The sequence below is a fragment of the Nocardioides euryhalodurans genome (genome assembly GCF_004564375.1).
Lineage (GTDB): Bacteria > Actinomycetota > Actinomycetes > Propionibacteriales > Nocardioidaceae > Nocardioides > Nocardioides euryhalodurans.
This window is the reverse complement of sequence record NZ_CP038267.1, coordinates 3,964,012-3,990,215: the sequence shown is the minus strand read 5'-3', so window position 1 is coordinate 3,990,215 and position 26,204 is coordinate 3,964,012. Positions and strand designations below refer to the sequence as shown.

General features: G+C 71.2%; 27 protein-coding genes and 1 riboswitch. Of the genes, 21 read left to right on the top strand and 6 right to left on the bottom strand.

Going from position 1 to position 26,204, the window contains the following annotated elements:
- Window positions 1–80 precede the first annotated feature (80 nt).
- The 10 genes from EXE57_RS19365 (at window position 81) to EXE57_RS19320 (ending at window position 11,256) form a co-directional block, all read left to right on the top strand.
- The gene (locus EXE57_RS19365) at window positions 81–1,871 is read left to right on the top strand and encodes an AMP-dependent synthetase/ligase (RefSeq protein ID WP_135080376.1); all 1,791 of its coding nucleotides are present in this window, start codon (window positions 81–83) and stop codon (window positions 1,869–1,871) included.
- Between the two features lie 188 nt (window positions 1,872–2,059).
- Window positions 2,060–2,791 (top strand): Flp pilus assembly protein CpaB, encoded by a 732-nt coding sequence (cpaB, locus tag EXE57_RS19360; RefSeq protein ID WP_167305982.1) that lies wholly within the window; start codon window positions 2,060–2,062, stop codon window positions 2,789–2,791.
- Window positions 2,792–2,803: 12 nt separating this feature from the next.
- Entirely contained in the window at window positions 2,804–3,994 is a 1,191-nt protein-coding gene (locus EXE57_RS19355) for a CpaE/TadZ family protein (protein ID WP_135080372.1), read from the top strand.
- A 4-nt stretch (window positions 3,995–3,998) separates the two neighbouring features.
- Complete coding sequence (locus tag EXE57_RS19350; protein ID WP_135080370.1) at window positions 3,999–5,579, top strand: TadA family conjugal transfer-associated ATPase; 1,581 nt, start codon at window positions 3,999–4,001, stop codon at window positions 5,577–5,579.
- The gene (locus tag EXE57_RS19345) at window positions 5,579–7,483 is read left to right on the top strand and encodes a type II secretion system F family protein (protein WP_135080368.1); all 1,905 of its coding nucleotides are present in this window, start codon (window positions 5,579–5,581) and stop codon (window positions 7,481–7,483) included. Before EXE57_RS19350 ends, EXE57_RS19345 begins: the two co-directional genes overlap by 1 nt.
- A 1-nt stretch (window position 7,484) precedes the next feature.
- Window positions 7,485–8,405 (top strand): type II secretion system F family protein, encoded by a 921-nt coding sequence (locus tag EXE57_RS19340; RefSeq protein ID WP_135080366.1) that lies wholly within the window; start codon window positions 7,485–7,487, stop codon window positions 8,403–8,405.
- Window positions 8,405–10,000 carry a sensor histidine kinase gene (locus tag EXE57_RS19335; protein ID WP_135080363.1) on the top strand — a complete coding sequence of 532 codons (1,596 nt, stop codon included), beginning with the start codon at window positions 8,405–8,407 and terminating at the stop codon, window positions 9,998–10,000. The genes EXE57_RS19340 and EXE57_RS19335 overlap by 1 nt, the downstream gene beginning before the upstream one ends.
- A complete protein-coding gene (locus EXE57_RS19330; RefSeq protein ID WP_244246914.1) occupies window positions 9,997–10,653 on the top strand; it encodes a response regulator transcription factor in 657 nt (218 codons plus the stop codon). The genes EXE57_RS19335 and EXE57_RS19330 overlap by 4 nt, the downstream gene beginning before the upstream one ends.
- Before the next feature lie 151 nt (window positions 10,654–10,804).
- A complete protein-coding gene (locus tag EXE57_RS19325; RefSeq protein WP_135080361.1) occupies window positions 10,805–10,999 on the top strand; it encodes a Flp family type IVb pilin in 195 nt (64 codons plus the stop codon).
- A 77-nt stretch (window positions 11,000–11,076) separates the two neighbouring features.
- Window positions 11,077–11,256, top strand: a complete 180-nt coding sequence (locus EXE57_RS19320; RefSeq protein ID WP_135080359.1) for a Flp family type IVb pilin — start codon at window positions 11,077–11,079, stop codon at window positions 11,254–11,256.
- On the opposite strand, the gene EXE57_RS19315 is transcribed toward EXE57_RS19320, so the two are convergent.
- The 5 genes from EXE57_RS19315 to EXE57_RS19295 all read right to left on the bottom strand — a co-directional run bounded on the left by EXE57_RS19315 (window position 11,237) and on the right by EXE57_RS19295 (window position 15,610).
- On the bottom strand, window positions 11,237–12,493 hold the full coding sequence (locus tag EXE57_RS19315) for a M48 family metalloprotease (RefSeq protein ID WP_135080357.1): 1,257 nt from the start codon (window positions 12,491–12,493) through the stop codon (window positions 11,237–11,239). The genes EXE57_RS19320 and EXE57_RS19315 overlap by 20 nt on opposite strands.
- Window positions 12,490–13,728 carry a hypothetical protein gene (locus EXE57_RS19310; RefSeq protein ID WP_167305981.1) on the bottom strand — a complete coding sequence of 413 codons (1,239 nt, stop codon included), beginning with the start codon at window positions 13,726–13,728 and terminating at the stop codon, window positions 12,490–12,492. Before EXE57_RS19310 ends, EXE57_RS19315 begins: the two co-directional genes overlap by 4 nt.
- A 4-nt stretch (window positions 13,729–13,732) precedes the next feature.
- Window positions 13,733–14,728, bottom strand: a complete 996-nt coding sequence (locus EXE57_RS19305; RefSeq protein WP_135080353.1) for a C40 family peptidase — start codon at window positions 14,726–14,728, stop codon at window positions 13,733–13,735.
- Between the two features lie 27 nt (window positions 14,729–14,755).
- Window positions 14,756–14,903: riboswitch (cyclic di-AMP (ydaO/yuaA leader) on the bottom strand.
- A gap of 178 nt (window positions 14,904–15,081) precedes the next feature.
- Complete coding sequence (locus tag EXE57_RS19300; RefSeq protein WP_135080351.1) at window positions 15,082–15,288, bottom strand: hypothetical protein; 207 nt, start codon at window positions 15,286–15,288, stop codon at window positions 15,082–15,084.
- Window positions 15,289–15,358: 70 nt separating this feature from the next.
- A complete protein-coding gene (locus EXE57_RS19295; RefSeq protein ID WP_135080349.1) occupies window positions 15,359–15,610 on the bottom strand; it encodes a hypothetical protein in 252 nt (83 codons plus the stop codon).
- A gap of 61 nt (window positions 15,611–15,671) precedes the next feature.
- Between EXE57_RS19295 and EXE57_RS19290 the strand changes: the two genes are divergently transcribed.
- From EXE57_RS19290 to EXE57_RS19250, 9 genes are all read left to right on the top strand, one after another.
- Window positions 15,672–17,462 (top strand): DEDD exonuclease domain-containing protein, encoded by a 1,791-nt coding sequence (locus tag EXE57_RS19290; protein WP_244246913.1) that lies wholly within the window; start codon window positions 15,672–15,674, stop codon window positions 17,460–17,462.
- Between the two features lie 10 nt (window positions 17,463–17,472).
- The gene (locus EXE57_RS19285) at window positions 17,473–17,751 is read left to right on the top strand and encodes an Lrp/AsnC family transcriptional regulator (RefSeq protein ID WP_135080347.1); all 279 of its coding nucleotides are present in this window, start codon (window positions 17,473–17,475) and stop codon (window positions 17,749–17,751) included.
- A gap of 188 nt (window positions 17,752–17,939) precedes the next feature.
- On the top strand, window positions 17,940–18,788 hold the full coding sequence (locus EXE57_RS19280) for a glycosyltransferase (protein WP_135080345.1): 849 nt from the start codon (window positions 17,940–17,942) through the stop codon (window positions 18,786–18,788).
- A gap of 70 nt (window positions 18,789–18,858) precedes the next feature.
- Window positions 18,859–20,247: a DUF2142 domain-containing protein gene (locus tag EXE57_RS19275; protein ID WP_167305980.1), complete on the top strand. Its 1,389-nt coding sequence runs from the start codon at window positions 18,859–18,861 to the stop codon at window positions 20,245–20,247.
- A 17-nt stretch (window positions 20,248–20,264) separates the two neighbouring features.
- A complete protein-coding gene (locus tag EXE57_RS19270; protein ID WP_167305979.1) occupies window positions 20,265–21,077 on the top strand; it encodes a LicD family protein in 813 nt (270 codons plus the stop codon).
- Window positions 21,078–21,082: 5 nt separating this feature from the next.
- Window positions 21,083–21,844, top strand: coding sequence for a class I SAM-dependent methyltransferase (locus EXE57_RS19265; protein ID WP_244247109.1), 762 nt, complete (start codon window positions 21,083–21,085; stop codon window positions 21,842–21,844).
- Window positions 21,841–22,443: an HAD-IB family phosphatase gene (locus EXE57_RS19260; protein ID WP_135080336.1), complete on the top strand. Its 603-nt coding sequence runs from the start codon at window positions 21,841–21,843 to the stop codon at window positions 22,441–22,443. The genes EXE57_RS19265 and EXE57_RS19260 overlap by 4 nt, the downstream gene beginning before the upstream one ends.
- 50 nt (window positions 22,444–22,493) lie before the next feature.
- Complete coding sequence (locus EXE57_RS19255) at window positions 22,494–23,087, top strand: glycosyltransferase family protein (protein ID WP_244246912.1); 594 nt, start codon at window positions 22,494–22,496, stop codon at window positions 23,085–23,087.
- On the top strand, window positions 23,072–24,334 hold the full coding sequence (locus tag EXE57_RS19250) for an MATE family efflux transporter (RefSeq protein ID WP_135080332.1): 1,263 nt from the start codon (window positions 23,072–23,074) through the stop codon (window positions 24,332–24,334). The genes EXE57_RS19255 and EXE57_RS19250 overlap by 16 nt, the downstream gene beginning before the upstream one ends.
- On the opposite strand, the gene EXE57_RS19245 is transcribed toward EXE57_RS19250, so the two are convergent.
- Window positions 24,277–24,666, bottom strand: a complete 390-nt coding sequence (locus EXE57_RS19245; RefSeq protein WP_135080330.1) for a DUF2304 domain-containing protein — start codon at window positions 24,664–24,666, stop codon at window positions 24,277–24,279. The two genes, EXE57_RS19250 and EXE57_RS19245, sit on opposite strands and share 58 nt — an antisense overlap.
- A 112-nt stretch (window positions 24,667–24,778) precedes the next feature.
- On the opposite strand from EXE57_RS19245, the gene EXE57_RS19240 reads away from it, so the two are divergent.
- Together EXE57_RS19240 and EXE57_RS19235 are read left to right on the top strand one after the other, a co-directional pair.
- A complete protein-coding gene (locus tag EXE57_RS19240) occupies window positions 24,779–25,483 on the top strand; it encodes a glycosyltransferase family 2 protein (RefSeq protein ID WP_244246911.1) in 705 nt (234 codons plus the stop codon).
- An 11-nt stretch (window positions 25,484–25,494) separates the two neighbouring features.
- Window positions 25,495–26,121 carry a hypothetical protein gene (locus tag EXE57_RS19235; protein ID WP_135080329.1) on the top strand — a complete coding sequence of 209 codons (627 nt, stop codon included), beginning with the start codon at window positions 25,495–25,497 and terminating at the stop codon, window positions 26,119–26,121.
- The last annotated feature ends 83 nt before the right edge of the window (window positions 26,122–26,204 follow it).

Sequence of the window (26,204 nt, the reverse complement as noted above, 5' to 3'; positions counted from 1 at the left end):
CGAGGGTGCCTCCGGGCAGCGGTAACCTGCCGCGCAGACCGTCCCTCGACCCCCGGGTCGACCACCGCCGAGGAGGCATCGTGCGGGAGTACTCCACGCCGCTCTCGACCGACATCCCGTCGACCGGGAACCTCAGCGACGCCGTGGTCGCCAACGCGCTCGAGGATCCCGACGGCGTCGTCATGGCCCGCCGCGTCGACGGCACGTGGACCGACGTGACCGCGGCGACGTTCCTCGCCGAGGTGCAGGCGGCCGCCCGCGGGCTCATCGCCTCCGGCCTCGCCGTCGGCGACCGTGTCGTGCTGCTGTCCCGCACCCGCTACGAGTGGACGCTCCTCGACTACGCCATCTGGTTCGCCGGCTGCGTCACGGTGCCGGTCTACGAGACCTCCTCGTCCGAGCAGGTCGCGTGGGTGCTGCGGGACTCGGGGGCCCGGGCCGTGCTCGCCGAGACCGAGGACCACCGGGCGCGGGTCGCCGAGCGCCGGGACGAGGCCCCGGACCTCGACCACGTGTGGGTGATCGACGGCGACGCGGTCGGCGAGCTGACCCGGCTGGGGTCCGGGGTGACGGACGAGCAGCTCGAGGAGCGTCGTACGACCGCGACGCCGCTGGACCTCGCCACCCTGATCTACACCTCCGGCACCACGGGCAGGCCCAAGGGCTGCATGCTCACCCACGGCAACTTCATGTTCGAGCTCGGCGTCGCGACCGAGGAGCTCGCGGAGCTCTTCGAGCAGGACGACGCCTCGACCCTGATCTTCCTGCCCCTGGCCCACGTGTTCGCACGGATCATCCAGATCGGCTGCATCCAGCGACGGGTGCGGCTCGGCCACTCGGCCGACGTCAAGAACCTCCCCGCGCTGCTCGGGGAGTTCCAGCCGACCTTCCTGCTGGCCGTGCCCCGGGTGTTCGAGAAGGTCTTCAACACGGCGTCGCAGCGAGCCACGGCCGACGGTCGCGGTGCGCTCTTCGACCGCGCCGCGCGGACCGCCATCGAGTGGTCGCGGGCCACGGAGCGCGGTCGGCCCTCGCTCCCCGTCCGTGCGCAGCACGCCCTGTTCTCGCGGCTGGTCTATCCCCGGCTGCTCGACGCCCTGGGCGGCCGCTGCCGCTACGCCGTCTCGGGCGGCGCGCCGCTCGGCGACCGGCTCGGCCACTTCTACCGCGGCATCGGGCTCACGGTGCTCGAGGGGTACGGCCTCACCGAGACGACCGCCGCGGTCACCGTCAACCTGCCCGACGCCCACAAGGTCGGCACCGTCGGCCGGCCGCTGCCCGGGACCGCCGTCCGTGTCGCCGACGACGGGGAGCTGCTCTTCTCCGGTGGCCAGGTCTTCGCCGGCTACTGGGGCGACGAGGCCGCCACCCGCGAGGTCCTCGAGCGGGGCGGCTGGTTCCACACCGGCGACGTCGGTGAGGTCGACGACGAGGGCTTCGTCCGGATCACCGGGCGCAAGAAGGAGATCCTGGTGACAGCCGGCGGCAAGAACGTCTCGCCGGCCGTGCTCGAGGACCGGGTCCGCGCCCACCACCTGGTGAGCCAGTGCCTGGTCGTCGGCGACGGGCAGCCGTTCATCGCCGCGCTCGTGACCATCGACCCCGAGTCGTTCCCCGCGTGGGCGAGCGCCCACGGCAAGACCGGGACCATCGCCGACCACACCGAGGACCCCGACCTGCTGGCCGAGATCTCGGCAGCCGTCGAGGACGCCAACACGGCCGTGTCGAAGGCCGAGTCGATCCGCAAGTTCGTCGTCCTCCCCCACGACTGGACCGAGGAGGGCGGGCAGCTCACCCCGAGTCTCAAGCTCAAGCGCAGCGTCGTCCTGAGGGAGTCCCGTGACCGCATCGAGGACCTCTACCTGGGCTGACCTGGGGCCCCTCCGCTCGTGGACTTGTCCACCGCCGGGCAACAAATGATGAAACCGGTGTGACGGACGTTCTTTCTCATTACAGTGAACCGCGTTCCGTCTAGCCCCCCAGGACCAGATCTCCGGAACACCTCATGCTGAGCATCGCGCTGACCCCTGTGGTCTGCGCTGGACCGAAGAAGGTGCCGATGGACCGCCGCCGAATTCTCCTTGTGGTCGCCGTCATCGTCGCGCTGCTGGGCACCTCCCTGGTGTTCCTGTACGTGCGTGGCGCCGACCAGCGGGCCGAGAGCAGGTTCGAGACCGTGGACGTGCTGCGTGCCGTCCAGCCGATCGAGGTCGGTGAGTCGATCGACGACGCCGCCGCCGCCGGCAAGATCGCGATGCAGCCGGTCGTCCGCGACTACCTGCAGAACGGCTACCAGACCTCGCTGGACGGGCTCTCCGGCCAGTTCGCCGCCACCCGGATCTACGCCGGTGAGCAGATCGTCGAGGGCAAGTTCGACGCCACCGTCGAGACCGCGTCGGTGCTGCCGATCCCGGACTCGCAGGTCGCCGTGTCGGTGGACCTCACGGACACCGCCCGCGTCGCCGGCTTCGTCAACCCCGGCTCCCAGGTCGCGATCTACCTCAACGGCAGCGACCCCGCCGGCGGGACGTTCACCCGGCTGCTGCTGGAGCGGGTCACCGTGATCGGCGTCGGGTCCACGACCCCGACCCAGACCACGACGACCAGCCCCGAGGGCGCGCAGACCACGGAGGCGCTCCCCCGCACGCTGATGACGTTGGCGCTCGACCAGGCCGACGCCGAGAAGGTGCTCTACAGCCAGGGCAACGGCGAGCTCGCCTTCTTGTTGCTGACCGAGAAGAGCCGGGTCAACGCCGGCCCCGGCATCACCGCCGCCAACCTCTTCCAGTAGCGAGGTCGCCCCATGCCCGTCGTCGTCGACCCTGACAACGAGACCATCGAGACCCTTCTCACGACGGTCCCGGTGGGCGCCCACGCCATCGACCAGCCCGACCGGTTGCAGGCGTGGTTGACCAACCGCCCCGAGGAGTACGTCGTCGTGCTCGGCCCGCAGGTCGAGCTGACCGCGGCGCTGGCCCTCGCCGACAGCATGCGCCTGAGCCGGCCGTCGACCAGCGTGGTGCTGGTGCGCGACGAGGTCGACGCGATGGTGATGCGCGACGCGATGCACGCCGGCGTCCGCGACGTGGTCCCGCTCAAGGACACCGACTCGGTCCGCGCGGCCGTCGACCGGGCCTACCAGCTCTACCTGGCGCTGCGCGGCCCCGGCGGCGCGATGCACCAGGGCCGGATCGTCACCGTCTTCTCGCCCAAGGGCGGGGTCGGCAAGACCACGGTCTCGGTCAACCTGGCGCTGGCGCTGGCCGACAAGGGTGCCCGCAAGGTGTGCGTGGTCGACCTCGACCTGGCCTTCGGCGACGTGGCGATCACCCTGCAGCTCTTCCCGAGCCACACCCTCGAGCACGCGATCGGCTCCGAGGACGCGATCGACGCCCCGCTGCTGGAGTCGCTGCTGACCCGGCACGCCGACTCGGTCATGGTGCTCGCCGCGCCGAGCCACCCGGACGTGCGCGAGCGCGTGACGCCGATGCTGGTGTCGCGGGTCCTCAAGGGGCTGCGTGAGTCCTTCGACTACATCGTCGTGGACACCGCTCCCGCCTTCGACGAGCAGACCCTGACCGCGCTCGACGAGACCGACGAGTGCGTCATCGTGGCCACGCTGGACGTGCCCACCCTCAAGAACGTCAAGGTGGCGCTCGAGACCCTGGAGATGCTGGACATCGCCCGGGGCCACCGCCACCTGCTGCTGAACCGCGCCGACGACCAGGTGGGGCTCGGCTCCGACCGGGTGGAGTCGATCCTCGGGATGCAGATCGCCGGCCGGGTCGAGTCCTCGATGGACATCGCGGCGGCCACCAACGCCGGGCGCCCGATCATGAGCGAGGACCCGAAGCACCCCTCGAGCCAGGCCCTGCAGGACCTGGCCCTCCGGCTCACCGGCGAGCCGGTCGCCCCCGACTCGGCCCCCGGGTCGGGCAGCTCCCAGCAGTCGCAGCAGGACCGGAAGTCCGGACTGTTCCGCAGGAAGAGGTGACGCCATGAGCAGTCTGGGTGACAGGCTCAACGCTGCGCGTCGAGCCAACCCGTCGACCGGGGACGCGACCGTCGAGGACGCCGACGCGGCCGTCGACGAGCCCGGGTCCGCCGAGCCGACGTACGACCCGGCGCCGCAGGCGACCGTGGTCGACGACGACCCGCTCACGAGCCCCAGCTTCGCCGTGCACCGGAGTGCGCCGGTCCAGCACTCCCAGCCGACGCTGTCGCAGCCCGCGGCCTCGCCGGTCACGACCGCCCGGACCGACGGTGGCTCCTTCCCGGAGCCCCGCCGCTCGCTGAGCACGCAGCAGGACCGGCTCGAGGAGCTCAAGCAGACCGTCCACGCCGAGCTGCTCAAGCAGCTCGGTCCCAAGCTCTACGGCTCCGACATGGACGCCAACGAGCTCGACCGCCAGGTCCGCAGCGTCCTCTCCGACGTGCTGTCGCGTCAGGACAAGCCGCTCAGCAACAGCGACCGGGTGGCCGTCACCCAGGACATCAGCGACGACATCCTCGGCTACGGCCCGATCGAGCCGTACCTCCGCGACTCCGACGTCTCGGAGGTCATGGTCAACGGACCCGACTCGATCTGGGTGGAGAAGAAGGGCCGGCTGACCCCGGTCTCGGCGCAGTTCACCGACGAGAAGCACCTGCGGCGGACCATCGACAAGATCGTCTCCCGCATCGGCCGGCGCGTCGACGAGTCCAGCCCGATGGTCGACGCCCGCCTGCCCGACGGCAGCCGCGTCAACGCGGTCATCCCGCCGCTGGCGGTCGACGGCTCGGCGCTGACGATCCGCAAGTTCTCCACCGACCCGCTGACCGTCGACGACCTCATCAAGTTCGGGTCGCTGAGCCCGCAGACCGCCGGCTTCCTCGAGGCCTGCGTGCGCGGACGGCTCAACGTCATCGTCTCGGGCGGAACCGGCTCCGGGAAGACCACCACCCTCAACGTGCTGTCCTCCTTCATCCCGACCGACGAGCGCATCGTCACCGTCGAGGACGCAGCGGAGCTGCAGCTCAAGCAGGAGCACGTCGTGCGCCTGGAGTCCCGTCCCTCCAACATCGAGGGCAAGGGCGAGGTCACGATCCGCGACCTGGTCAAGAACTGCCTGCGCATGCGGCCCGACCGGGTGATCGTCGGCGAGGTCCGCGACGCCTCCGCGCTCGACATGCTGCAGGCGATGAACACCGGCCACGACGGCTCCCTCTGCACGCTGCACTCCAACGGCCCCCGCGACACGCTCTCCCGCATGGAGACCATGGTGCTGATGGCCGGCATGGACCTGCCGATGCGCGCGATCCGCGAGCAGGTCGCCTCCGCGGTCGACCTGATCGTCCACCAGACCCGCTTCAAGGACGGCTCCCGTCGCATCACCCACCTCACCGAGGTGGAGCGGATGGAGGGTGACGTGATCACCCTCCAGGACGTCTTCGTCTACGACCACGGGGCAGGCTTCAACGCCGACGGCAAGGCGATGGGCACCCTGCGGGCCACCGGTCTGCGGCCGAAGTTCCTGGAGAAGATGGAGCACGCCAACGTCAGGATCGACCCGCTGATCTTCGCCACGGGCAGGCTCTGATGCTGGCCCGTCTCGCCTCCGGCCTGCTGGCCGCCGCGCTCTCGGCAGGAGTCGCCCTCCCGGCGTACGCCTCCCCCGGCGCGGGCTCCGGCGACACCAGCATCGCCTACGTCGAGAGCACCGACGACGGGCTGCAGATCCTGGTCTCGGTGCCGCCGGACGCGACCGTGGACGTCGACTCCGTCACGGTCAGCATCGACGGGACCGCGGCCGATGCGTCCGCGGCGCCTGCCGACTCGACGACCGAGGTCCGGCGTACGGCCGTGCTCGTCGTCGACACCAGCAACTCGATGCGCGGCGACCGGTTCGCGGCCGCCCAGGCCGCCGCCCTCACCTTCCTCGACACGGTGCCGGAGGACGTCTACGTCGGCATCGTCTCCTTCGACAGCGACGTCACCGAGTCACTCGCTCCGAGCCTGGACCGCGACGCGGCCCGCGCGGTCGTCGAGGAGCTCGAGCTCAGCCAGCAGACGCGCCTCTACGACGGCGTCCAGGCAGGTCTCCAGATGGCGGGCAGCGAGGGCCAGCGACAGCTGCTCGTGCTCTCCGACGGTGCCGACACCAGCGACACCTCCCTCGATGACACCACGGCGGCGATCACCGACTCCGAGATCCTCGTCAACGTCGTCGGCCTCGAGCAGGGCGGCGCCGCGATCGACGCCCTCGACGCGCTGAGCGTCGCCGGCGGAGGATCGCTGATCAACGCCGACTCCGAGGCACTCGAGCAGGCCTTCAACGCCGAGGCCGACGTGCTCGCCCGCCAGGTCCTGGTGACGGCCCAGGTTCCCGACACGATCACGGCGACGGACGCCACTGTCGCCGTCTCGCTCGGCTCGGACACCGGGGTGCTGACCGCCGAGGCGTTCACCCCGATCGGTCAGGCGGCAGACGCCGGCGGCCCGACCTTCTCCGCACCGACCACCGGCCTGGTGCTCGGCAACACCTGGCTGTACGGCGGCCTCGCCGCCCTCGGGCTCGGGCTGATCGTGCTCATGATCGCGCTGGTGCCTCGCAAGCAGCGGCCGCTCACGGCCGAGGGCCTCGCGACCAGCTACACCGACCACGTGACGCGCGGCTCCCACCGCGCGGAGTCGACCCAGGGCCAGTCCGGCCAGGTGACCGAGACCGCCGAGAAGGTGCTCCACGCCAACAAGAACCTCGAGTCGCGGATCGCCGAGCGCCTCGACGGCGCGGGCAACCCGTTCAAGCCCGCCGAGTGGGTGCTGGTGCACCTGGCCGTCTTCCTCGGCATGGGGGCGCTCGGCTTCCTCATCGGTGGCGGCAACCTCGTCGTGGGGATCCTGTTCCTCGTGCTGGGCGCCGTGCTGCCCTGGATGTACCTCGGCTTCAAGCGCTCGCGCCGCCGCAAGGCCTTCGAGCGCAGCCTGCCCGAGACGCTGCAGCTGATGTCCGGCTCGCTCGCCGCCGGTCTCTCGCTGGCGCAGTCGGTCGACACGATCGTCCGCGAGGGCCAGGACCCGATCGCCAGCGAGTTCCGCCGGGTGCTGGTCGAGACCCGGCTCGGCATCAGCCTCGACGACGCGCTGGAGGGCGTGTCCGACCGGTTCGACAGCAAGGACTTCTCCTGGGTCGTGATGGCGATCCGGATCCAGCGCCAGGTGGGCGGCAACCTCGCGGAGCTCCTCGACACGGTCGCGGCCACGATGCGCGAGCGGGAGTACATGCGCCGCCAGGTCGCCGCGCTGTCCGCGGAGGGCAAGCTGTCGGCGTACGTCCTGGGCGGCCTGCCGCCGGCGTTCATGCTCTTCCTGTTCCTCACCAAGCGCGACTACGTGATGGTGATGTTCACCGATCCGCTGGGATGGCTCATGCTCGGTGGTGCGCTCACGCTGCTGGCGGTGGGATCCTTCTGGATGAGCCGACTGGTCAAGGTGGAGGTCTGAGATGACGTTGCTCTTCGTCGCGGGCGTCACGCTCGTCCTGGTCTCGATCGTGCTGCTCGGCATGGCCGTCGCCAAGCCGCAGCCCGAGGGCGTCCACCGGTCGATCGCCGTCCTCGAGGCGATGTCGTCGGCCCCCAAGGAGCTGACCCAGGAGCTGGATCGCCCCTTCGGCGAGCGCGTTCTCGACCCGCTCCGCGGGCGCGCGCTCTCGATCGGCAAGCGGCTCACCGGGTCCGACAGCGCCGACCGGATCCGCCAGAAGCTGGACCTCGCGGGCAACCCCGGCACCTGGACCGTGGACCGGGTGATCTCCAGCAAGGTGCTCGGCGCCGTGGTCGGCGTGGTCGCCGCCTTCGGAATCACCGCCCTGCTCGGCACCTCGCTCAGCCTGCGGATCGTGATCGTCGTGGGCGGGCTGGTCCTCGGCTACGTCGCGCCGAACCTCTACCTCTACCAGGTCGCCTACGACCGCAGCGCCAAGATGCAGCGCGAGCTGCCGGACGCCATCGACCTGATGACGATCAGCGTCGAGAGCGGCCTCGGCTTCGACGCCGCCGTGCAGCAGGTGGCCACCAACACCGACGGACCGCTCGCCGACGAGCTCGCCCGGGTGCTGCGCGAGATGCAGATCGGCCAGAGCCGTTCGGAGTCCCTCCGCAACCTCTCCGAGCGGACCAACGTCCCGGAGCTCAAGTCCTTCGTGAGCGCGATGGTGCAGGCCGATGCGTTCGGCATCCCGATCGCCCAGGTGCTGCGGGTGCAGTCGAGCGAGATCCGGGTCAAGCGCCGTCAGGCCGCCGAGGAGAAGGCGATGCAGGTCCCGGTGAAGATCACGATCCCGCTGATCTTCTGCATCCTCCCCTGCCTCTTCATCGCCGTCATGGGCCCGGCAGCGATCACCGCCCTGGAGAACTTCAGCTGATGCACCGCCCCGCGCTGGCGCCGGAGTACCACCGGATGGCGGTGGGCTCCCGGTTGCTGGCGATGGCCATCCTCGGGATCCCGACGCTCGTCTTCGGGGAGCGCTCGACCCTGGTCGGGCTCGGCGTCCTCGGCCTGACCTGGCTGCTCGCCACCGCCGCCGAGCGGGTCCGGTGGGTCGGACCGGTCGCGCTGGTGGTCGAGGCGGCGGTCGTCGGCCTGGTCGCTGCCCTCAGCCTCGAGGGCAGCTCGACGCTGATCGCGGCCCTCGCCCTCCCCCCGTTCACGGCGGGACTGCGCAAGGGCGTGCGCGGCGTCGCCGCCGCGCTGTCGGTGGAGCTGGTCGTGCTGGTCGCCGTCACGTCGAGCTCGTACGGCGCCCTCGAGGCGGAGCAGGCCTCCAGCGTGCTCACGTCCGTGCTCACCGGCATCGGGCTCGGACTGATCGCCAGCTACGTCCACGCCCAGCTCAACCGGCCCCCGGACCCGCTGACGCCTTACCGCGACGCGCAGCGGCTCCTGCGGGACCTGATCGACCTCTCGGGCAACCTGGGCTCCGGACTGGACGCCGCGACGCACGGGAGCAGGATCGCGGTCATGGTCCGCGACGAGCTCCCGCTGCTGGCGGTCTCGGTCCACGTGCCCCGCCAGGACGAGCTCACGCCCCTGGTCACGGGTGCGATGTCGACGACGGTCGACGAGGACTCGATGAGCGGCGTGGCCACGGCCGCCCAGGAGAAGCGCACACCCCAGATCGCCGGTCAGGCGTTCGCCATCCCGCTGGTCACCGAGGTCGGGGTGGTCGGCGTGGTGGCCGGGATCCTGCCACCGCGGCTGGACCCCCGACGACTGCTCGCCTCGGGGCGCTTCGACGCCGTCGGGGCCGCGTTGGACGCCGCGGCCGTCCACCTGGACACCGCGCTCCTCTTCTCCAAGCTGCGCGACGCCGCCACGGCCGATGAGCGGCGCCGGCTGGCCCGTGAGATGCACGACGGCGTGGCGCAGGACATCGCGTCGCTGGGCTACCTCGTGGACGCGCTCGCGGCCTCGCCGTCGACGCCCGCGCAGGCCGAGATGCTGCAGCGGCTGCGCGACCGGATCACGACCGTCGTCACCGAGGTGCGACTCTCCGTGCAGACGTTGCGGACCGACGCCGAGGCGAGCGAGAGCCTGGGCGCTGCCATCAGCGGCCTGGCCCGCCACCTGAGCGAGAGCTCGGGCATCCCGATCCGGGTCGCCGTCGACGAGCGCACGACCCGGTTGCGCTCGGAGATCGAGTCCGAGCTGCTGCGGATCGCCCAGGAGGCGATGACCAACGCCGTGCGGCACTCCGGGGCGACCTCGATCGAGGTCGACTGCCGGGTGGCGGCCCCGACCGCCGAGATCGTGGTGCGCGACGACGGTCATGGCCTGGGCCGAGCGCGCCCGGACTCCTTCGGCCTGGACATCATGCGCGAGCGCGCCGCCCTCATCGACGCGGACCTCAGCATCGCCTCCGACCAGCCGCGGGGCACGGTCGTCAAGGTGCGCGTCCCGTCGAGACACGCTCGGACCTCACCCACCCGCGACGGCGACAGTGACAGAGTGTCCGTGTGACCACTGCGACGACCGTGCTCCTGGTCGACGACCACGACCTGATCCGTGACGGCCTGACCGGCGTCTTCTCCGCGCAGCCCGACATGGAGGTCGTGGGTGCGGCGCGCAGCGTCGCCGAGGCGCTCGAGATGTACGACGAGTTCCGGCCCCAGGTCGTCGTCACGGACCTGCAGCTCCAGGACGGCACCGGCCTCGACGTGGTGCGCCGCGTGCGCCGCGAGGACGCCCGTGCGGGCCTCGTGGTGCTCACCATGCACTCCGGAGACGACCAGATCTTCGCGGCCATGGAGGCCGGGGCGTCCGCCTTCGTCGGCAAGGACGCACCCTCGGCGGAGGTGGTCAAGGCCGCCCGTCACGCGGCCGTCTCGCCCCGCTCGTTCCTCTGTGCCGGCCTCGCCCAGGCCATGATGCGCCGGGCCAGCGGGGAGTCCACGCGGCTCTCCGACCGGGAGCACAGCGTGCTGGTGCTGCTGGCCGACGGGCTCAGCGCCGGCGAGATCGCGCCCCGCCTCCACCTGTCCGAGTCGACGGTGAAGTCGCACGTCGCGAAGATCTACCAGAAGCTCGGCGCGGCCAACCGCGCCCAGGCCCTGGTGACCGCGATGCGGATCGGACTACTCTCCAGCATCAACCCGGACAGCGCCACGCGCTAGCGATGCTAGGCCTCCCTAGTCCCAAGTGACTACGCGACATCGATCGAACTCCCGGTGCCCAGGACCCTTGTCCTGCCTGAGGATTGTCAGCACAGGAGGTCGTTCGACCTCTGGTGAGATCGATTCGCTAGGGACACCCAAGGAGCCCCCCATGTTCGACTTCCTCAAGACCGTGATCAACGCCCGCTTCGCCAAGATGGAGGAGCGCGGCGCCTCGGCCGTCGAGTACGGCCTGCTCATCGCCGGCATCGCCGCCCTGATCGTCGTCGCCGTCTTCGCCCTGGGCCCCGTGCTCAGCGGCCAGTTCGAGGACACCTGCGCCACGATCAACAGCGGCTCCTGCTGACCCAAGGACCACGGGGCGGCCCCGGTGCTCTGGATCGAGCACCGGGGCCCCTTTCGTCCCTGGAAGGGGCTGAGACCATGACCGGTCGAGAACAGCGCGACGAGCGCGGCGCATCCGCGGTCGAGTACGGGCTCCTGATCGCGGGCATCGCACTCATCATCTTCGCCGTCGTCTTCGTCTTCGGCGGTGGTGTCGACGGACTGCTCAAGGGCTCCTGCGACACCATCAACCAGGAGATCACCGCTGCCGACTGCTGATGCCCGGGGCCTCCCAGCCTCGAGCCAGCGCCACCCGCTCGACCAACGTCGGATGGGTCCCGAACCAGAGCTGTGACCACGCCGGAGGCGTGGGATCGGCCAACGAGCGGACCGCGAGGCTCCGCTGCAGCTCCACGAAGGCCACCGGGTCACCGGTGGTCTCCAGGGCGGTCACGTCGGCCCGGGTCTCGACCAGCCGGCTGATCGTCGCCTGGACCGGGCTCGTCACCAGCACCGCCACGGCCACCAGGGCCAGCACGCGGGGGACGTCCTCCGGCCCCAGCACCACCGCTCCCTCCGCCCGGCGCCCCCGCGCCACCAGCAGCCCCAGCGCACCTGCGCCGGCCATCGCCGCCAGCGCGCCCAGCACCGACCCGACCAGCACGTCGTCGTACCGCGCGTGGGCGAGCTCGTGCGCCACCACCGACAACACCTGGTCGCCCGGCGCCTGGTCGACGAGGTTGTCGTAGAGCACCACGCGCCGCGTGGAGCCGAAGCCCGACACGTACGCGTTGAGCGTGGTCGTGCGCCGCGACGCGTCGGCGACCAGCACCTCGTCGACCGTGACTCCCTCGAGCTGCGCCGCCGCCAGGATCTCGTTGCGCAGCGAGCCGTCGGGCAGGGGCGTGAACTCGTTGAAGAGCGGCTCGACGACGACCGGGTAGGCCAACGAGCCCAGCAGCACCAGGGCGCCGAGGCTTCCCCCGACGACGGCCGGCCAGGCCCGGCGCCACCGGCGCGCGCATGCGACGACGACCACGAGGACGGCGCCGGTCACCGCGATCGTCAGCAGCTGCCCCACCGCGACGTCACGGAGCCAGGCGAGCCACCCCTGCGTCGCCAGCCCGGCGTCCACCTGGAGCTGGTGCAGCCCGATCCCGAGCGGCAGCGTCGCCAGCCTTCCTGCCACCTCGCAGAACGCGACCGCGAGCACGACCCGCACCGGCCACGGGCCCGGCAACCGTCGTACGACGGCCCGGCCAGCCCTCGTGAAGCCGAGCAGACCGGCCACGAGGAGCGACAACGCGAGACTGCTCCAGCTCCACCACCGCGCCAGGGAGGAGTAGTCCTCGGCACGCGCGATCTGGTCGGCAGCGAGCACCGACTCCGCCGACACCGGGTCCGGCAACCCTCCGGGGACCGGGTGCCACGGCACCAGCCACGCGGCCACGAGCACGAAGCCAAGACCTCCGACGACGAGGACGGCCCACGCGGCGCGTCGCTCGGTCCAGGTCACCCGGCCAAGTCTGTCAGGCGGTCCCGCCACTGCTCGGTGAAGGCCGCCAGCGAGAGGCCGAACGCGGCGCGGAACTCCGCCGCGACGTCGTCCCCTACCTCCAGCCCGGTGTAGAAGCGGGTGAGCACCTGCTCCCCGGACCTCTCGGCCAGCATCGTGCAGGCGATCCAGGAGGCCTCGTACGACGCCCCGAGGTGGGTCGTGCGGGTGTCGAACGCCTCGTCACCCGGCAGCGCTGCCGGGGCCCCGTCGCGGCGGACGCGACGGATCACCTGGGCGGCGGTCACGGAGAGCGGCAGGTCCACGTCACGGAGCGCGACGTAGTCGGCATAGCCCTCGGTCAGCCACGGTGGCACCGCATCGGGCTCGACGGCCGCGCCGGTGGCGACGTGGACGGCCTCGTGGCTCATGACGACCTGGGCCCCCTGGCGGTCCAGCTCGCCGAAGACGGCGGGGTTGAGGAGCACGTGGACGGGCGTCCGCGGCGAGCCGTCGTCCCCCACCCGGCCTGTCACCGCGGCGACGGCGGCGTACTCCCCCGGCTCCGCACCGAGCGCCCCGTCGAGCGCGGACGCGTCGGGCGGGACCTCGACCACCAGGCCACTGCGCCACGACGGCAGCACACGGCGCACCACGGGCACCGCATTCCGGGCGAGCGCGGCAGGTCCACCTGCGTCCGCGGCCGCGACCACCAGCACGTCGCCCTGCCGTACGACGTCGACCGGGCCGGCGAGCCACACCGGGGTGCGGCCCGTGGCACCGCCGACACCGGCGATCGCCGTCCGGTCGTCCTCCGCCTCGAGCAGGAACTCCACCTCCGCCGTGGCCGGGACCGGGTCGAAGCCGGCGAAGCGCCAGCCGGTCTCCACCGTTGCCGTCCACCGACCGTCTCCGTCGACGCCGCCGAGCGAGTCCACGTAGCGGAGGGTGAGGTCCTCGACCTGGATGCGGTCTGCGTTCCCGGCCAGCGCTCGCAGCAGCGCGGCTGCCTCGTCGTCGCCGTCGGGGGCGAGAGCAGCCGCGGCGTCCGGGTCGCCGGTCGAGAGTGCCGCCTCGAGGTCACGGAGCGTCGCCGCGGCCTCGCCGGGCCGTACGGCGGCCGCGGGCGCTGTCGCCGGGGGTGCGACGTACTCGTCGTCGGTCAGCACCACCCAGCCGACGACGGCGAGGACGAGGACCAAGCACGACGAAAGGCCGGCCACCCACGGACGTGGGCGGCCGGCCTTCGAGGTCACGGGATCAGCCGGGGCGGACCGCACCGGAGAACGGCATGGAGTACAGGCCGGTCACCTGGACGCCGGTGCTCGGGTTGGCGGCGTGCACGATCTGGCCGTTGCCGATGTACATGCCGACGTGGCTGATCGGGCTGTAGTAGAAGACCAGGTCGCCCGGCTGGAGCGCGCTGGCGGCCACCTGCGGGCCGGAGCTGTACTGGGCGCTCGAGGAGTGCGGCAGGCTCACGCCGGCGGCGGCCCAGGCGGCCATGGTGAGTCCGGAGCAGTCCCAGGCGTCCGGGCCCATCGCGCCGTAGACGTAGGCGTCGCCGACCTGGCCCATCGCGAACTGCACGGCCGCACCTCCGCGACCGGAGGCCGCGACGTCGACGACCGGGGCGGGAGTGGAGCTTCGGGAGACCTGCTGCGCCTCGAGGCGCTCCTGCTCCTCGGCCTCGAGCCGGCTGAGGAGCTCCTTGGCCTCCGCGAGGTTCGCCTCGACGGTCTCCTTCTCCTCGGCGAGGCGCTTCTCGACCGCAGCGATCTCGGCGAGCTGGCCCTCGGTGGCTCCGCGCCGGAGGTCGAGCGCCTTGGCCTCGCGGGAGTACGAGGAGAACATCTGCGACTGCAGCTCGCTGTAGGAGGTCATGGTGGCCAGCTGGTCGAGGAAAGCCGTGGGGTCCTCGCTGACGAAGACCTGCCCGACGGCGTTGAGGTTCTCGCCCTGGTACTGGCGGATGACGGTGTCGCGGACCTGCTCCTGGACCACCGAGAGGCGGTCGTCCTGGCGCTCCTGGTCGGCCTTCAGGGAGTCGAGGTCCCCCTGGAGCTCGTCGAGCTCCAGCTTGGCGTCGTGGTACCGCTCCTGGGCGGCCTCGGCCTCGTGGTAGAGCCGGTCGACCCGGTTCTCCACGTCGTCGATGTCGGGCTCCGCCTGCGCGGCGCCGGGGACGAGCCCGACGACTGCCGCCAGCGTGAGGCCCGAGAGGGCACTGAAGAGTCGCTTCCGACCGTTGAGCACGAGACGGGGGTCTCCCTTGGTTGTCGTACGCCTACCGGGTGAGCTGACGGGTTCGGGCACGACATGCCCTACCCCTGCTCCACACGCCACTCTCGTGACCTGCCTCGCAGGGGATTCACCCCAGATGGTGTGGTTCCCCGGCTCCGTCGACCGTCCCCCCGGTCTGGACTCGGCGCGGTGCCCGCGCGGATCTCGGACTGACCCACTTCCACGAGCACCTAGCGCACCACCCTAGTCGCGATCCGCGACGGCGGCCAAGTTCCCACACAGGTCGGGACGTGTTTCAGGCCACGTGAGGCGGGGACTCCAGACGCACTGATCACACGAGCACCACCTGTCACAGAGCGCCTACATCATGCCGACTCGATCACCGGCGGGTCCACCGACTGCACCAGCCGGAGCGGGGGCACCAGGCCACCGGCGGCCAGCGCGTCCAGGGCGCGCTTCTCCTCGTCGTCGAACTCCAGCTCGGGCGGCGGCCCGAGCAGCACGGTCACCACGCAGTCGTGGCAGGCCAGCCCCCTCACCACGCAGGTGTCGCAGTCGATTCGTGTCGTCATGTTCGTGAGGGTGAGGGCCCCCACTGACAACCGGCCCCGAGAAGGGGTCGCCGCGGCGTGTCGCGCCGGGTCAGGCCTCGCCGTCGGAGGCGACGTCGGCGCGTGACACGACCTCGACCGCGTCGTCCCGGCCGCACCAGCGGCAGGTCACCGAGGCCACGGTCTCGTCGCGGACGTCGGTCTCCTCGACCTCGTGGTCACCGGCGAGGTCGAAGTGCCAGAACTCCGTCGTACGCCGGACGCGCGCGACGTCGAAGCGGGTGAGGTTGCCGCACCCTCCGCAGCGCCAGCGTTGGGTCGGACCCGGGATCTGCGTGCTCACCCGACCAGCCTAGGGCGCGCCCTCCCGCGGTCTGTCGGTGCCCACACCTAGCGTCGTGGACGTGACCATCGCCCACGACTCCGCCACCCGGAGCGCCTCCCGCTGGGAGGAGCAGCGGAGCTTCGACCAGCTCGGGCGGCCCTTGCGCGACCTGACCTTCTGCGTGGTCGACCTCGAGACCACGGGCGGCTCCGCGGCGGGGGGCTCGCGGATCACCGAGGTCGGCGCGGTCAAGGTCCGGGGTGGCGAGGTGCTCGGCGAGTTCCAGACCTTGGTCAACCCCCACACCGAGATCCCGGCGTTCATCGCCGTGCTCACCGGCATCACCAACTCCATGGTCAGCGACGCCCCTCCCATCGAGTCGGTGCTGCCCGCGTTCCTGGAGTTCGCGGAGGGCTGCGTCCTCGTCGCCCACAACGCACCGTTCGACGTCGGCTTCCTGCGCCACTTCGCCGAGCAGCAGGGGCGCCCGTGGCCCACCTTCGAGGTGGTCGACACCGCGGTGCTCGCCCGCCGCGTGATCACCCGCGACGACGCGCCCAACTGCAAGCTCTCCTCGCTGGCCCGCGTCTTCAATGCGTCGACCACGCCCAACCACCGCGCGCTCTCCGACGCGCGCGCCACCGTCGACGTCCTCCACGGCCTGATGGAACGCCTCGGCGGTCTGGGAGTCCACACCCTCGAGGAGCTGCAGACGTTCTCCGCCAAGGTCTCCGCCGCCCAGCGGCGCAAGCGCCACCTCGCCGAGAAGCTGCCCCACTCCCCCGGTGTCTACCTCTTCCGTGACGACGCCGCCCGGGTCCTCTACATCGGGACCTCCCGCGACCTCCGCACCCGGGTCCGCTCCTACTTCACGGCCTCCGAGACGCGGACCCGGATGGGCGAGATGGTGGGGCTCGCGAGCGAGGTCACCGGGATCGAGTGTGCGACCCCGCTCGAGGCGGAGGTGCGGGAGCTGCGCCTGATCGCCGAGCACAAGCCCCGCTACAACCGACGATCGCGCTTCCCCGAAAAGGTCCACTTCATCAAGCTCACCCGGGAGCCCTGGCCACGCCTGTCCCTGGTGCGGCGGGTCGCCGACGACGAAGCCGACTACCTGGGCCCCTTCTCGTCGAAGAAGGTGGCCGAGAAGTGCCTGTCGGCGCTCCACGACACCTTCCCCGTCCGGCAGTGCTCGGACCGCCTGGCCCGCCGACCGAGCAAGGCGGCCTGCGTCCTGGCCGAGATGGGGCGCTGCCTCTCGCCGTGCGACGGCAGCGTCGACGACACCACGTACGCCGCCGTGGTGCGCCAGCTGCGCGACAGCCTGCTGCGCCGGCCCGACGAGGTGGTCGACGCGATCAACGAGCGGATGGCGTCGCTGGCGGCGGACGAGCGCTTCGAGGAGGCCGGCGTCCACCGTGACCGGCTGGCCGCCTTCATCCGGGCCACCGCGCGCACCCAGCGACTGAGCGCCCTCACCCGGTGCCCCGAGGTCATCGCCGCCCGCCGTGAGGACGACGGGCGATGGGCGGTCCACGTCGTACGCCACGGACGCCTCGCCGCAGCCGGCGTGATCCCCTCCGGCACGGACGCCCACGCGTTCGTCGACGCCCTGCGCCTGGGCGCCGAGTCGGTGCGACCGGCTCCCGGCCCGGTGCCAGCCGCGACGGCCGAGGAGACCGAGCGGATCCTGCGCTGGCTGGAGTCCCCGGGGATCCGGCTGGTGGACGTCGACGGTGAGTGGACCTGCCCGATCACCGGCTCCACCCGCCACCTGGCGCTCCACGACGCCGTGACCCAGTCGCGGCTCTCACTGGTGCCGTTCGACGAGCGGCGCAGCCTTGCGCCGACCCACCGCCCGGCCCGCTAACCTCGGGCGCATGATCACCGCCATCGTGTTCGTGAAGGCCGACGTGGCCCGCATCCCCGAGGTCGCCGAGCAGATCGCGGCCCTCGACGGCGTCAGCGAGGTCTACTCGGTGACCGGCCAGATCGACCTGATCACGCTGGTGCGCGTGAGCAACCACGACGACGTCGCCGCCGTGGTCGCCGACCGGCTCAACAAGGTCCCCGGAGTGACGGCCACCGAGACCCACATCGCGTTCCGGACCTACTCCAAGCACGACCTCGAGTCGGCGTTCTCGATCGGGCTGGACTGAGGGAACCTCGAGGACGAGACCGGTCACTCACCCGGCGCCGAACGCGCGATTCAGCCCCGTCCGACGGCGTCCGGCATCTAGGCTGGCCGCATGTCGCAGGTCGTCACAGGTGCCTCGCGCGCGCCGATGACCCGCTGGCGGGGCCCGAACGACTGCGGCACGACGAGTCCGGGCGAGGTCACGCAGGCATGACCGGCATGTCTGCGGCCGACATCTGCATCCTGATGCCGGTCCACCGCAACACCTCGGCCGCCCACCTCCGCGGAGCGCTCGACAGCCTCCGTCACCAGACCCTGCGAGCGGGGGAGATCCTCGTCGTCCGGGACGGCCCGCTCACACCCGCGCACGACGTGGTCCTCGACGAGGAGCGTGCCCTCGCTCCGGAGCTCGTCGTGCTCGAACCCGGCTCCGTCGGGCTCGTGGGAGCACTCAACGCGGGTCTCGCGCACACGACGGCGGCCTGGGTGGCGCGCATGGACGCGGACGACGTCGCGGACCCGCGGCGGATCGAGCTGCAGGCCCTCGCTGCGAGGGAGGGCACAGCAGGGGTGATCGGGAGCGCGATGCTGGAGTTCGAGGAGGATCCCGGGACGGCGACGGCGCGACGGGACATGCCCCTCGACCACGACGAGATCGTCCGGAAGCTGCGCAGCGTCAATCCCGTGAACCATCCGACGGTCCTGATGTGCCGCCAGGACGTGGTGAGTGCCGGCGGCTACCTCCCGCTCGCCGGCATGGAGGACTACTACCTCTGGGCACGCCTCGCCGCTGCGGGGACGCGTTTCCACAACCTGCCTCAGCCCCTGGTCCACTACCGGGTCGACGAGGCGTCGTACCGTCGTCGCGCCGACCGGGAAGCGATCCGCGCGGAGTGGCACCTGCAGCGGCATCTCCGACGCCTGGGTCTCGTCGGCCCGGCTCGGTCAGCCACCAACCTCGTGCTCCGCGTGTCGTTCAGGCTGCTGCCACCACGGTTGATGCGCCCCGCCTACGACGTCGTGAGGTCGGTCCTCGCCGGGAGCAACCGTGCCGGGTAGTGCACGTCGCCGCCTGACGGGACTCATGGTCCTGGGGCTGCTGCTCCTCCAGGCTGCGTGGATCCTCGCCATGCCTCCCTTCGCCGGGATCGACGAGTTCGACCACGCCTACCGCGCCAGCGCCGCCGGCCACGGCGAGCTCTTCACCGACCTCGGGAGGCCGGACGACGGACGTGGCCTGCTCGTGACGGTCAACGACGGGATTGCCGACGCGGCACGGCCGCTCTGCGAGTCGCTCGACTATCCGGGTGCGGACAACTGCCGACCGACCGGGGAGGTCGGTGTGGGGCAGGTGGCGATCGCCAGCGCGGCCGCGATCTACCAGCCGACGTACTACCTGGCGGTGGGCTGGCCCACCTGGTTCCTCGACGGGAACGCAGCCCTGTACGCGATGCGCATCCTCTCCGCGCTGTTGTGCGCGACGCTCTTCGGAGCCACCGTCTGGACCATCACGGGCTGGGCACGATCCGCCTGGCCACTCGTCGCTGCCGCGGTCGTGCTGACGCCGACGACGGTCTACTCCCTGGTCCTCGTCGCCCCGAACGGCGTAGAGGTGATGCTGGCCCTGGCTCTGTGGGCATGCCTCCTCGGCACCACGCGCCCGGCGGACGACGCGCACCGTGGTCGTCTGCTGCTGGCGTCCATCCCCCTCGCAGCGACCTTTGCCTGGATCCGACCCTTCAGCCCGGTCTGGCTGCTGCTCATCCTGTGCGTGTGGATCGTGCTGCTGGGGCAGACCGGTGTTCGAGATGTGCTGCGACGACATCGTCGCCTCATGGCCGTCGCCACCGTCGTGATCGGCTGCTCGGCCGTCACGTCGACGCTGTGGGTCCTGGCACATCCCTCGCCGGATCCCGCAGGGACCTACGACATGGTCGGAAGTCGTCTGGGCGAGACGCTCGGCGAGATCCCGCTGTGGTTCTTCCAGGTCATCTCCGCAGCACCCTTCAGGGGCAACGCCGCCACCCTCGACGTCTACGTAGCCGGTCTGGTCATGTTCGCCTTCCTGTTGCTGCCGTTGGTCCTCACCCGCGTCCCCCGGCTCAGGGTCGCGGCCCTCGCCGCGGCAATCGGCGCGGTCGCGGTCGGCGCGTGGTACACCTACTCGCGTCTACCCACCGCGGGCACGCTCTGGCAGGGGCGCTACTCGTGGTGCCTCGCCCTGGGCGTGGTCCTGATGGCCGGGATTGCCCTCGAGGAACGCCCCCTGCGGATGCTGAAGACACTCGGTCTCGTCTTCGGCGTGCCGAGCCTCTTCGTGATGCATGTCCGATGTCTCCAGTTCGTGCTCGGACGCGAGCTGGACCGAAGCCCGCTGACCGGCGACCCGGCGTGGATCACCGCACCCTTCGTCGGGGTGGCCGCACTGGCCACGATGGGACTCGCCTGCTGGGTCTACTCCTGCTGGCGCGCCCACCACGCCTTGGGTGCAGGTGCTGACAGGGAGGGAGCGACGTGACCGAGGGCATGCGCGTCGTGACGCTTGCGGAACACCGAGACATCCTGCTCGGGCTGCTCGAGGACATCAGGATTCACTGCGAAGCCGAGGGACTGACCTACTTCCTGTACGCCGGCACGCTCATCGGCGCCCTTCGCCACGAAGGCTTCATCCCCTGGGACGACGACCTCGACGTGATGATGCCCCGGGCGGACTACGAGGTGTTCTGCCGCGAGTTCCCACGGTCGGGACGGGTCTACCTCGCCTCCGGGGACACCCACGGCGACTTCCCCTACGCCTATGCGAAGGTCTGTCGATCCGGCACCGTCGTACGTGAGCCGGTCGCCGGGGGAACCGACCACTTCGGTGTCAACGTGGACGTGATCCCGGTCGACCACGTCCCGGCCGGCCGTCTGGCCTGGCGCTGCCACCGCGCCCTCGCGATGGCAGTCCGCGCCGTGCTGCTGGCCAAGGTCGTCGAGCCCACCCCCGATCTTGCGAGGCGGACGAGAGTCGCCTTGCGCGTTGCCCGTGCCCTGCTGCGACCAGTCCCGACCGCGGCGCTCACCCGCGCCAGGACCAGGGTCGCCACGCTGCGTGGCGGGGCCGCCACCGGTCACGTGGGCATGCTCGTCGCCAGCGTCCCCTGGCGGATCGCGGAGACCGATCTGGCCCCCGCGGAGCTGGTCGCCTTCGAGTCGGTCAGCGCGCCTGTGCCACGAAAGGCGGCAGACCTGCTGGAGCAGATCTATGGTGACTTCATGACGCTTCCCCCGGAGCACCAGCGGGTTCCCCCGCACTCGAGCACCGCGTACTGGGTCCAGGGCGATCCGCGGGAGGGCGCGCGTTGAGCCGCGTGATCGGGAAGGGCGAGGAGGGTGACCACCTCAGGCTCGACTCCGAGAAGGTCAGCAAGTTCTTCGAACGACGGGCAGCGCGGATCCCTGAGCTCGGCGCGACCCGTGCCGTCATCTACCAGGATCGGCACCCGGACCTGGCCGAGAAGCGCGACGCCTACGAGCGGCGCGTGCTCACGCCCCGGCTGGAGCTCGACGGCAGCCAGCGGTTGCTCGACGTCGGATGTGGCACGGGGCGCTGGACGTCCACCATCTCCTCCAAGGTCGCGTCCTACCACGGCATCGACTTCGCCCCCGGACTGGTCGAGCACGCGGCGGCCGAGCACGGGCAGCCGCCGCGCGTCCGCTTCTCGGTCGCGGACGCGTCGGACTTCTCGCTCGATTCGCTGGGCGAGCACGAACCCTTCGACCGGGTCCTGGTGTCAGGGGTGTTCATCTACCTCAACGACGACGGTCTGGACTCCGCACTGCGCTGCATCGCGGGTGCAACCGTGGACGGCGCCCTCGTCCTGCTTCGGGAGCCGGTGGCGCAGGGCGACCGACTCACCCTCGTGGACCACCACTCCGAAGAGCTGGACGCCGACTACCACGCGGTCTACCGCACTCGTGCCGAGCTGCTCGGGGCCATCGAGGCCGCTGGTGGGGTCCCCGGCTTCACGCTCAGGGGCCACGGCTACGTCTACGACGACCCGGATCTCAACAACCGCCGCGAGACGCAGCAGGAGTGGTTCCTGCTGAGCACCGGAACGGGAGCGGCATGACCCGCACCGCGTACTGCTTCGACCTCGACGGCACACTCAGCGCGATGGAGATCCTCCCGGCGATCGCGGCGGAGATCGGCTTCTCCGAGGAGGTCGAGACGCTGACCCGCGTCACGATGGACGGGCATCTCTCCTTTGCACAGTCCCTCCGACTCCGCGCCCTGCTCCTCGGCGCGGTGCCGATCGAGCGCGTACACCGGGTGGTCGCGGACCTTCCCCTCGACGAGCACCTCGAACAGTTCGTCACCGACCGCGCCGATTCCTGCTTCGTGGTCACCGGGAACCTGGGGGTCTGGTTGACGCCGATGCTCGACCGGCTCGCGTGCCCGATGGTCGCCTCGATCGCGTCCCACCGGGACGGTCACCTGCGGGTCGACCACGTCCTGGACAAGGGGGAGTTCGTGCGCGGCCTGCCATCCCGCGGTTTCGACAGGGTGATCGCAGTCGGCGACGGTGCCAACGACGTTCCCATGTTGCGCGAGGCCACCTACGGTGTCGCCTTCGGAGGGGTCCACTCCCCCACCAGGTCCGCGGTGGAAGCCGCGGACTACGTCGTCCACGAGGGGAGGGACCTGTGTCGACTCTTGGCGGAGCTGTGATCGCCGCTGCCGGTCTGGGGTCACGCCTGGGACACGGCCTCCCGAAGTGCATGGTCGAGGTCGGTGGGCGGACCATCCTGTCCAGGCTGATCGAGGAGGTCGAGCGGCAGACCGACCGGATCCACGTCGTGGTGGGCTACCGCGAGGAGCTCATCATCCAGCACTGCGCACTGCACCACCGCAACGTCGTGCTCGTGCGCAACCCCGACTTCCGCACGACCCAGACGATCCACAGCTACCGTCTCGGCGCGCGCGGACTGCCCGGCCCCGCACTGTTCATCGATGGGGACTGCCTCATCGCCCCCGGAGCACTCGGGTCGTTCGTCGAGGCGGCACGAGGTCATCGCTCCCTCGTCGGGCTGACGCCCGCCTCCTCCGACCACGCTGTCTTCGCCGCCGTCCGCGAGGGCGACCGTGGCACGGAGGTCGTCGGCTTCGACCGTGCGACGCCGGAGGCGCAGGAGTGGGCGAGCGTCCTGATCACTCCCGCCGACGTCCTCGAAGGGCACGAGAACTTCGTGTACGAGGCGCTGGCCGAGCACCTGCCCCTCCCTGCCGCGACGATCGAGCTGGCCGAGGTGGACACGACCGCGGACCTCGAGCGCGCCCACGTACGAGCCGCCCAGTGGTGGCCAGCCGGCTGACTGGTCGCGGCCGACTCACGATCTCGGTCGCTGACCAGGTGCTGGCCAGCGCGGCCTGGTACTTCCCCGTCCTGTTCGTGGGGCGGGCCGTCGCACCGCAGGAGTTCGGGGTCTTCCTCGTGGCGTACGGGGCGCTGGCCCTGGCGATGGCTGTGAGCAGAGCCATGTTCGGCGTGATCGTGGGGATGGACGTCAGCTCGGTCTCCCGGTCCCACGAGGTCCTGCGACTCACGACTGGCGGGGTGCTCTCGTCCGGAGCCGCGGCGGCCGCCCTCCTGCTCGCTGCGGCGGTCGTGGCCTCCGGCGGACGAACGCTGGTCGCGCTTCTCGGGGTGGCAGCGGTGGTCGTGCTGGTCCAGGACCTGGCTCGCTACACCGCGATCGCCGTCGGCACCCCCGTCGTGGCCCTGCTGATGGACACCGTGTGGCTGGTCCCCTGCGTGGTCGGCCTCGCGCTGGACGTCGGTGGCAGGCTGTCCTTGTCGGCAACGGGCGGGATGTCCCTCTGGCTGGCAGCGGGTGCCGGGTCCCTCGCCGTCGGCGCGCTCGCGGGGGTCCTCGCGCCGCCACGATTCTCAGGTCTCTGGGGCTGGTGGCGCGGCGATGCCCGACGACGCCACCTCGGGGCGGACAGCGCCCTGAGCGGAGCCGTCCCCGTCGCCAACGGCTGGGGGGCCGCCCTGGTCGCTGGCGCGACGGTCGTCGCGGCCGTTCGGGGCGCCGCGATGCTCTTCGCGCCGGTCGCGACGCTCATGACGGCCATGACGCTCGCTGCGGTGCCGGAGGCCCTGCGCCGACGTCCCCGGGAAGCGGTTCGGTTGCTGGGCACCCTCACAGGGCTGCTGGTGCTGTGCGCCGCCGGTTGGGGCGTGATCGCCGCGCTGCTTCCGGACGCTGTGGGGCGCGGGCTCATCGGGGACACCTGGACGGTCGCGGAGTCGGTGGTTCCGATCGTGTCGGTCGAGTACGTGGGTCTGGCGATGTGGACCGGCGGGACAGCGCTCCTCCGCTACGCCTCCGACACCCGCGCCGTCCTGCGCGCGCGGCTGCTGTACGCCCCGGCCGCAGCAGTCCTCCCCGTTGCCGCGCTGGCGATCGACGACGACCCACGCCTCTTCGCCGTCGTCCTGGCTGTCCTCGCCTGGCTGGTCGGCGGGAGCACGTTCGCGATCGGGCTGCGCGCGGCCCGTCACAAGCCCGAGGACGACTCCGTACGGTCAGCGCCGTCGCCGGCCCAGGACTCCTGACGCGTCGCGAGGGCCTCCTGGACTGCCAGGGTCCGAGCCAGGGCCGTGTAGCGGCGCTCGAGGGCGCCGATCCTCCGGAACAGCACGACCGACACGAGCATGAACGTGACGACCAGCAGGTAGAGGAGGAGGTCGGCGCCACGACCGATGCCGAGCGCGTTGGCGACCTCCGTGAGCGCGTCGGGGAAGAGCACGGCCAGGCCGGCGGCGATGACGACGAGCACGACGTAGGCGCGCCACAGCACCTTGTGGAGGGCCTTGCGGCTCCCACGGAACGCGAGGAGGCCGATGACGACGATGGCCGCGAGCAGCAGCAGCTTGATGAGCGTCATGGCGGGTCTCCGGGCGAGAAGGGGGCAGGGACCAGCGTAGGCGGGATCTGCTGGCTTCGTGGATAGTTCGAAAACGCCGCGCCGGAGCCACGGCCAGCCCTAACCTCGGATCGTGAACGAGCCCCCCGGCAACTGCGACGTCTGCGTCGTGGTGCCGATGTACAACGAAGCCGCCAGCGTGGGGGCTGTCGTGCGCGACCTCCGCTGGTCGTTCTCACGCATCGTGTGCGTCGACGACGGCAGCAGCGACGACTGCGCCCGGGTGGCCGCCGAGGCGGGTGCGACCGTCGTGCGGCACCCGGCCAACCTCGGCCAGGGCGCTGCCCTGCAGACGGGCTTCACGTACGCGCTGCGCGACCCCGAGGTCGCCTACCTCGTCACCTTCGACTCCGACGGCCAGCACCGCCGGGTCGACGCCGAGGCGATGGTCACCACGGCTCGCAACGAGGGCGTCGACGTCGTGCTCGGCTCCCGCTTCCTCGGGGAAGCCGAGGTGGAGGTCCCCCCGCTGCGTCGCCTCGTGCTCCGGGCCGCCACCACGTTCACCCGCCTGAGCACCGGCCTCGACCTCACCGACACCCACAACGGCCTGCGGGTGCTGAGCCGCCGCGCGGTCGAGTCGATGGACCTCACGCTCGACGGCATGGCGCACGCCAGCCAGCTGCTCTCGAGGATCGCCCAGCACCGGCTGAGCTACGTCGAGGCGCCGGTCACGATCGCCTACACCGACTACTCGCGCTCGCGCGGCCAGTCCAACGTCAACGCACTGAACATCGCGTTCGACCTCGCCCTCGAGCGGCTCCGGGGACAGGGCTAGCCTGTTCCCCCGTGGAATGGCTGTCGGACACCTGGCTCGATCTCCTCGGATGGCTCGGCAGCGCGCTGCTGGTCGTCTCGCTCCTGCAGACCCGGGTGCTCCGGTTCCGCATCCTCAACCTCGCGGCGTGCCTGAGCCTGGTCCTCTTCAACGCCCTCATCGAGGTGTGGCCGATGGTGGCGATGAACGTCGCCACGAGCACGATCAACGTCTTCTTCCTCACCCGGCTGCTGCGTGACCGGCACGACGAGAGCGCGTTCCACGTGCTGCAGGTCGAGCCGCGGGACGCGTACTTCCAGCACTTCCTGGTCGTGCACGCCGCCGACATCGAGAAGTTCCACCCGGCGTTCCACGGCACCGAGCCCGACGACCTCGCCTTCCAGGTCGAGAAGGGGGACGAGACGGTGGGGGTCGTCCTCATCCGCCGCGAGGGCGACATCGCGCAGGTGCAGCTCGACTACGTCACGCCCCGCTTCCGCGACTTCTCGCCGGGCGAGTTCGTGTGGCGACGTACGCCGCGGCTGCGCGAACGGGGGTTCCGCAAGGTCGTGACCCCGGTCGGGATGGTCAACCCCTACTACGACCGGCTCGGGCACGGCTTCCGCCGCGAGGGCGACGCCTACGTGCTCGACCTCTGATCGGGCACGGTGGTCCTGGCGCGGGGGTGGGAACACTCCCCCTGTGCGATACCTGACCGCGAAAGTCATCCGTCCGGTCGGCT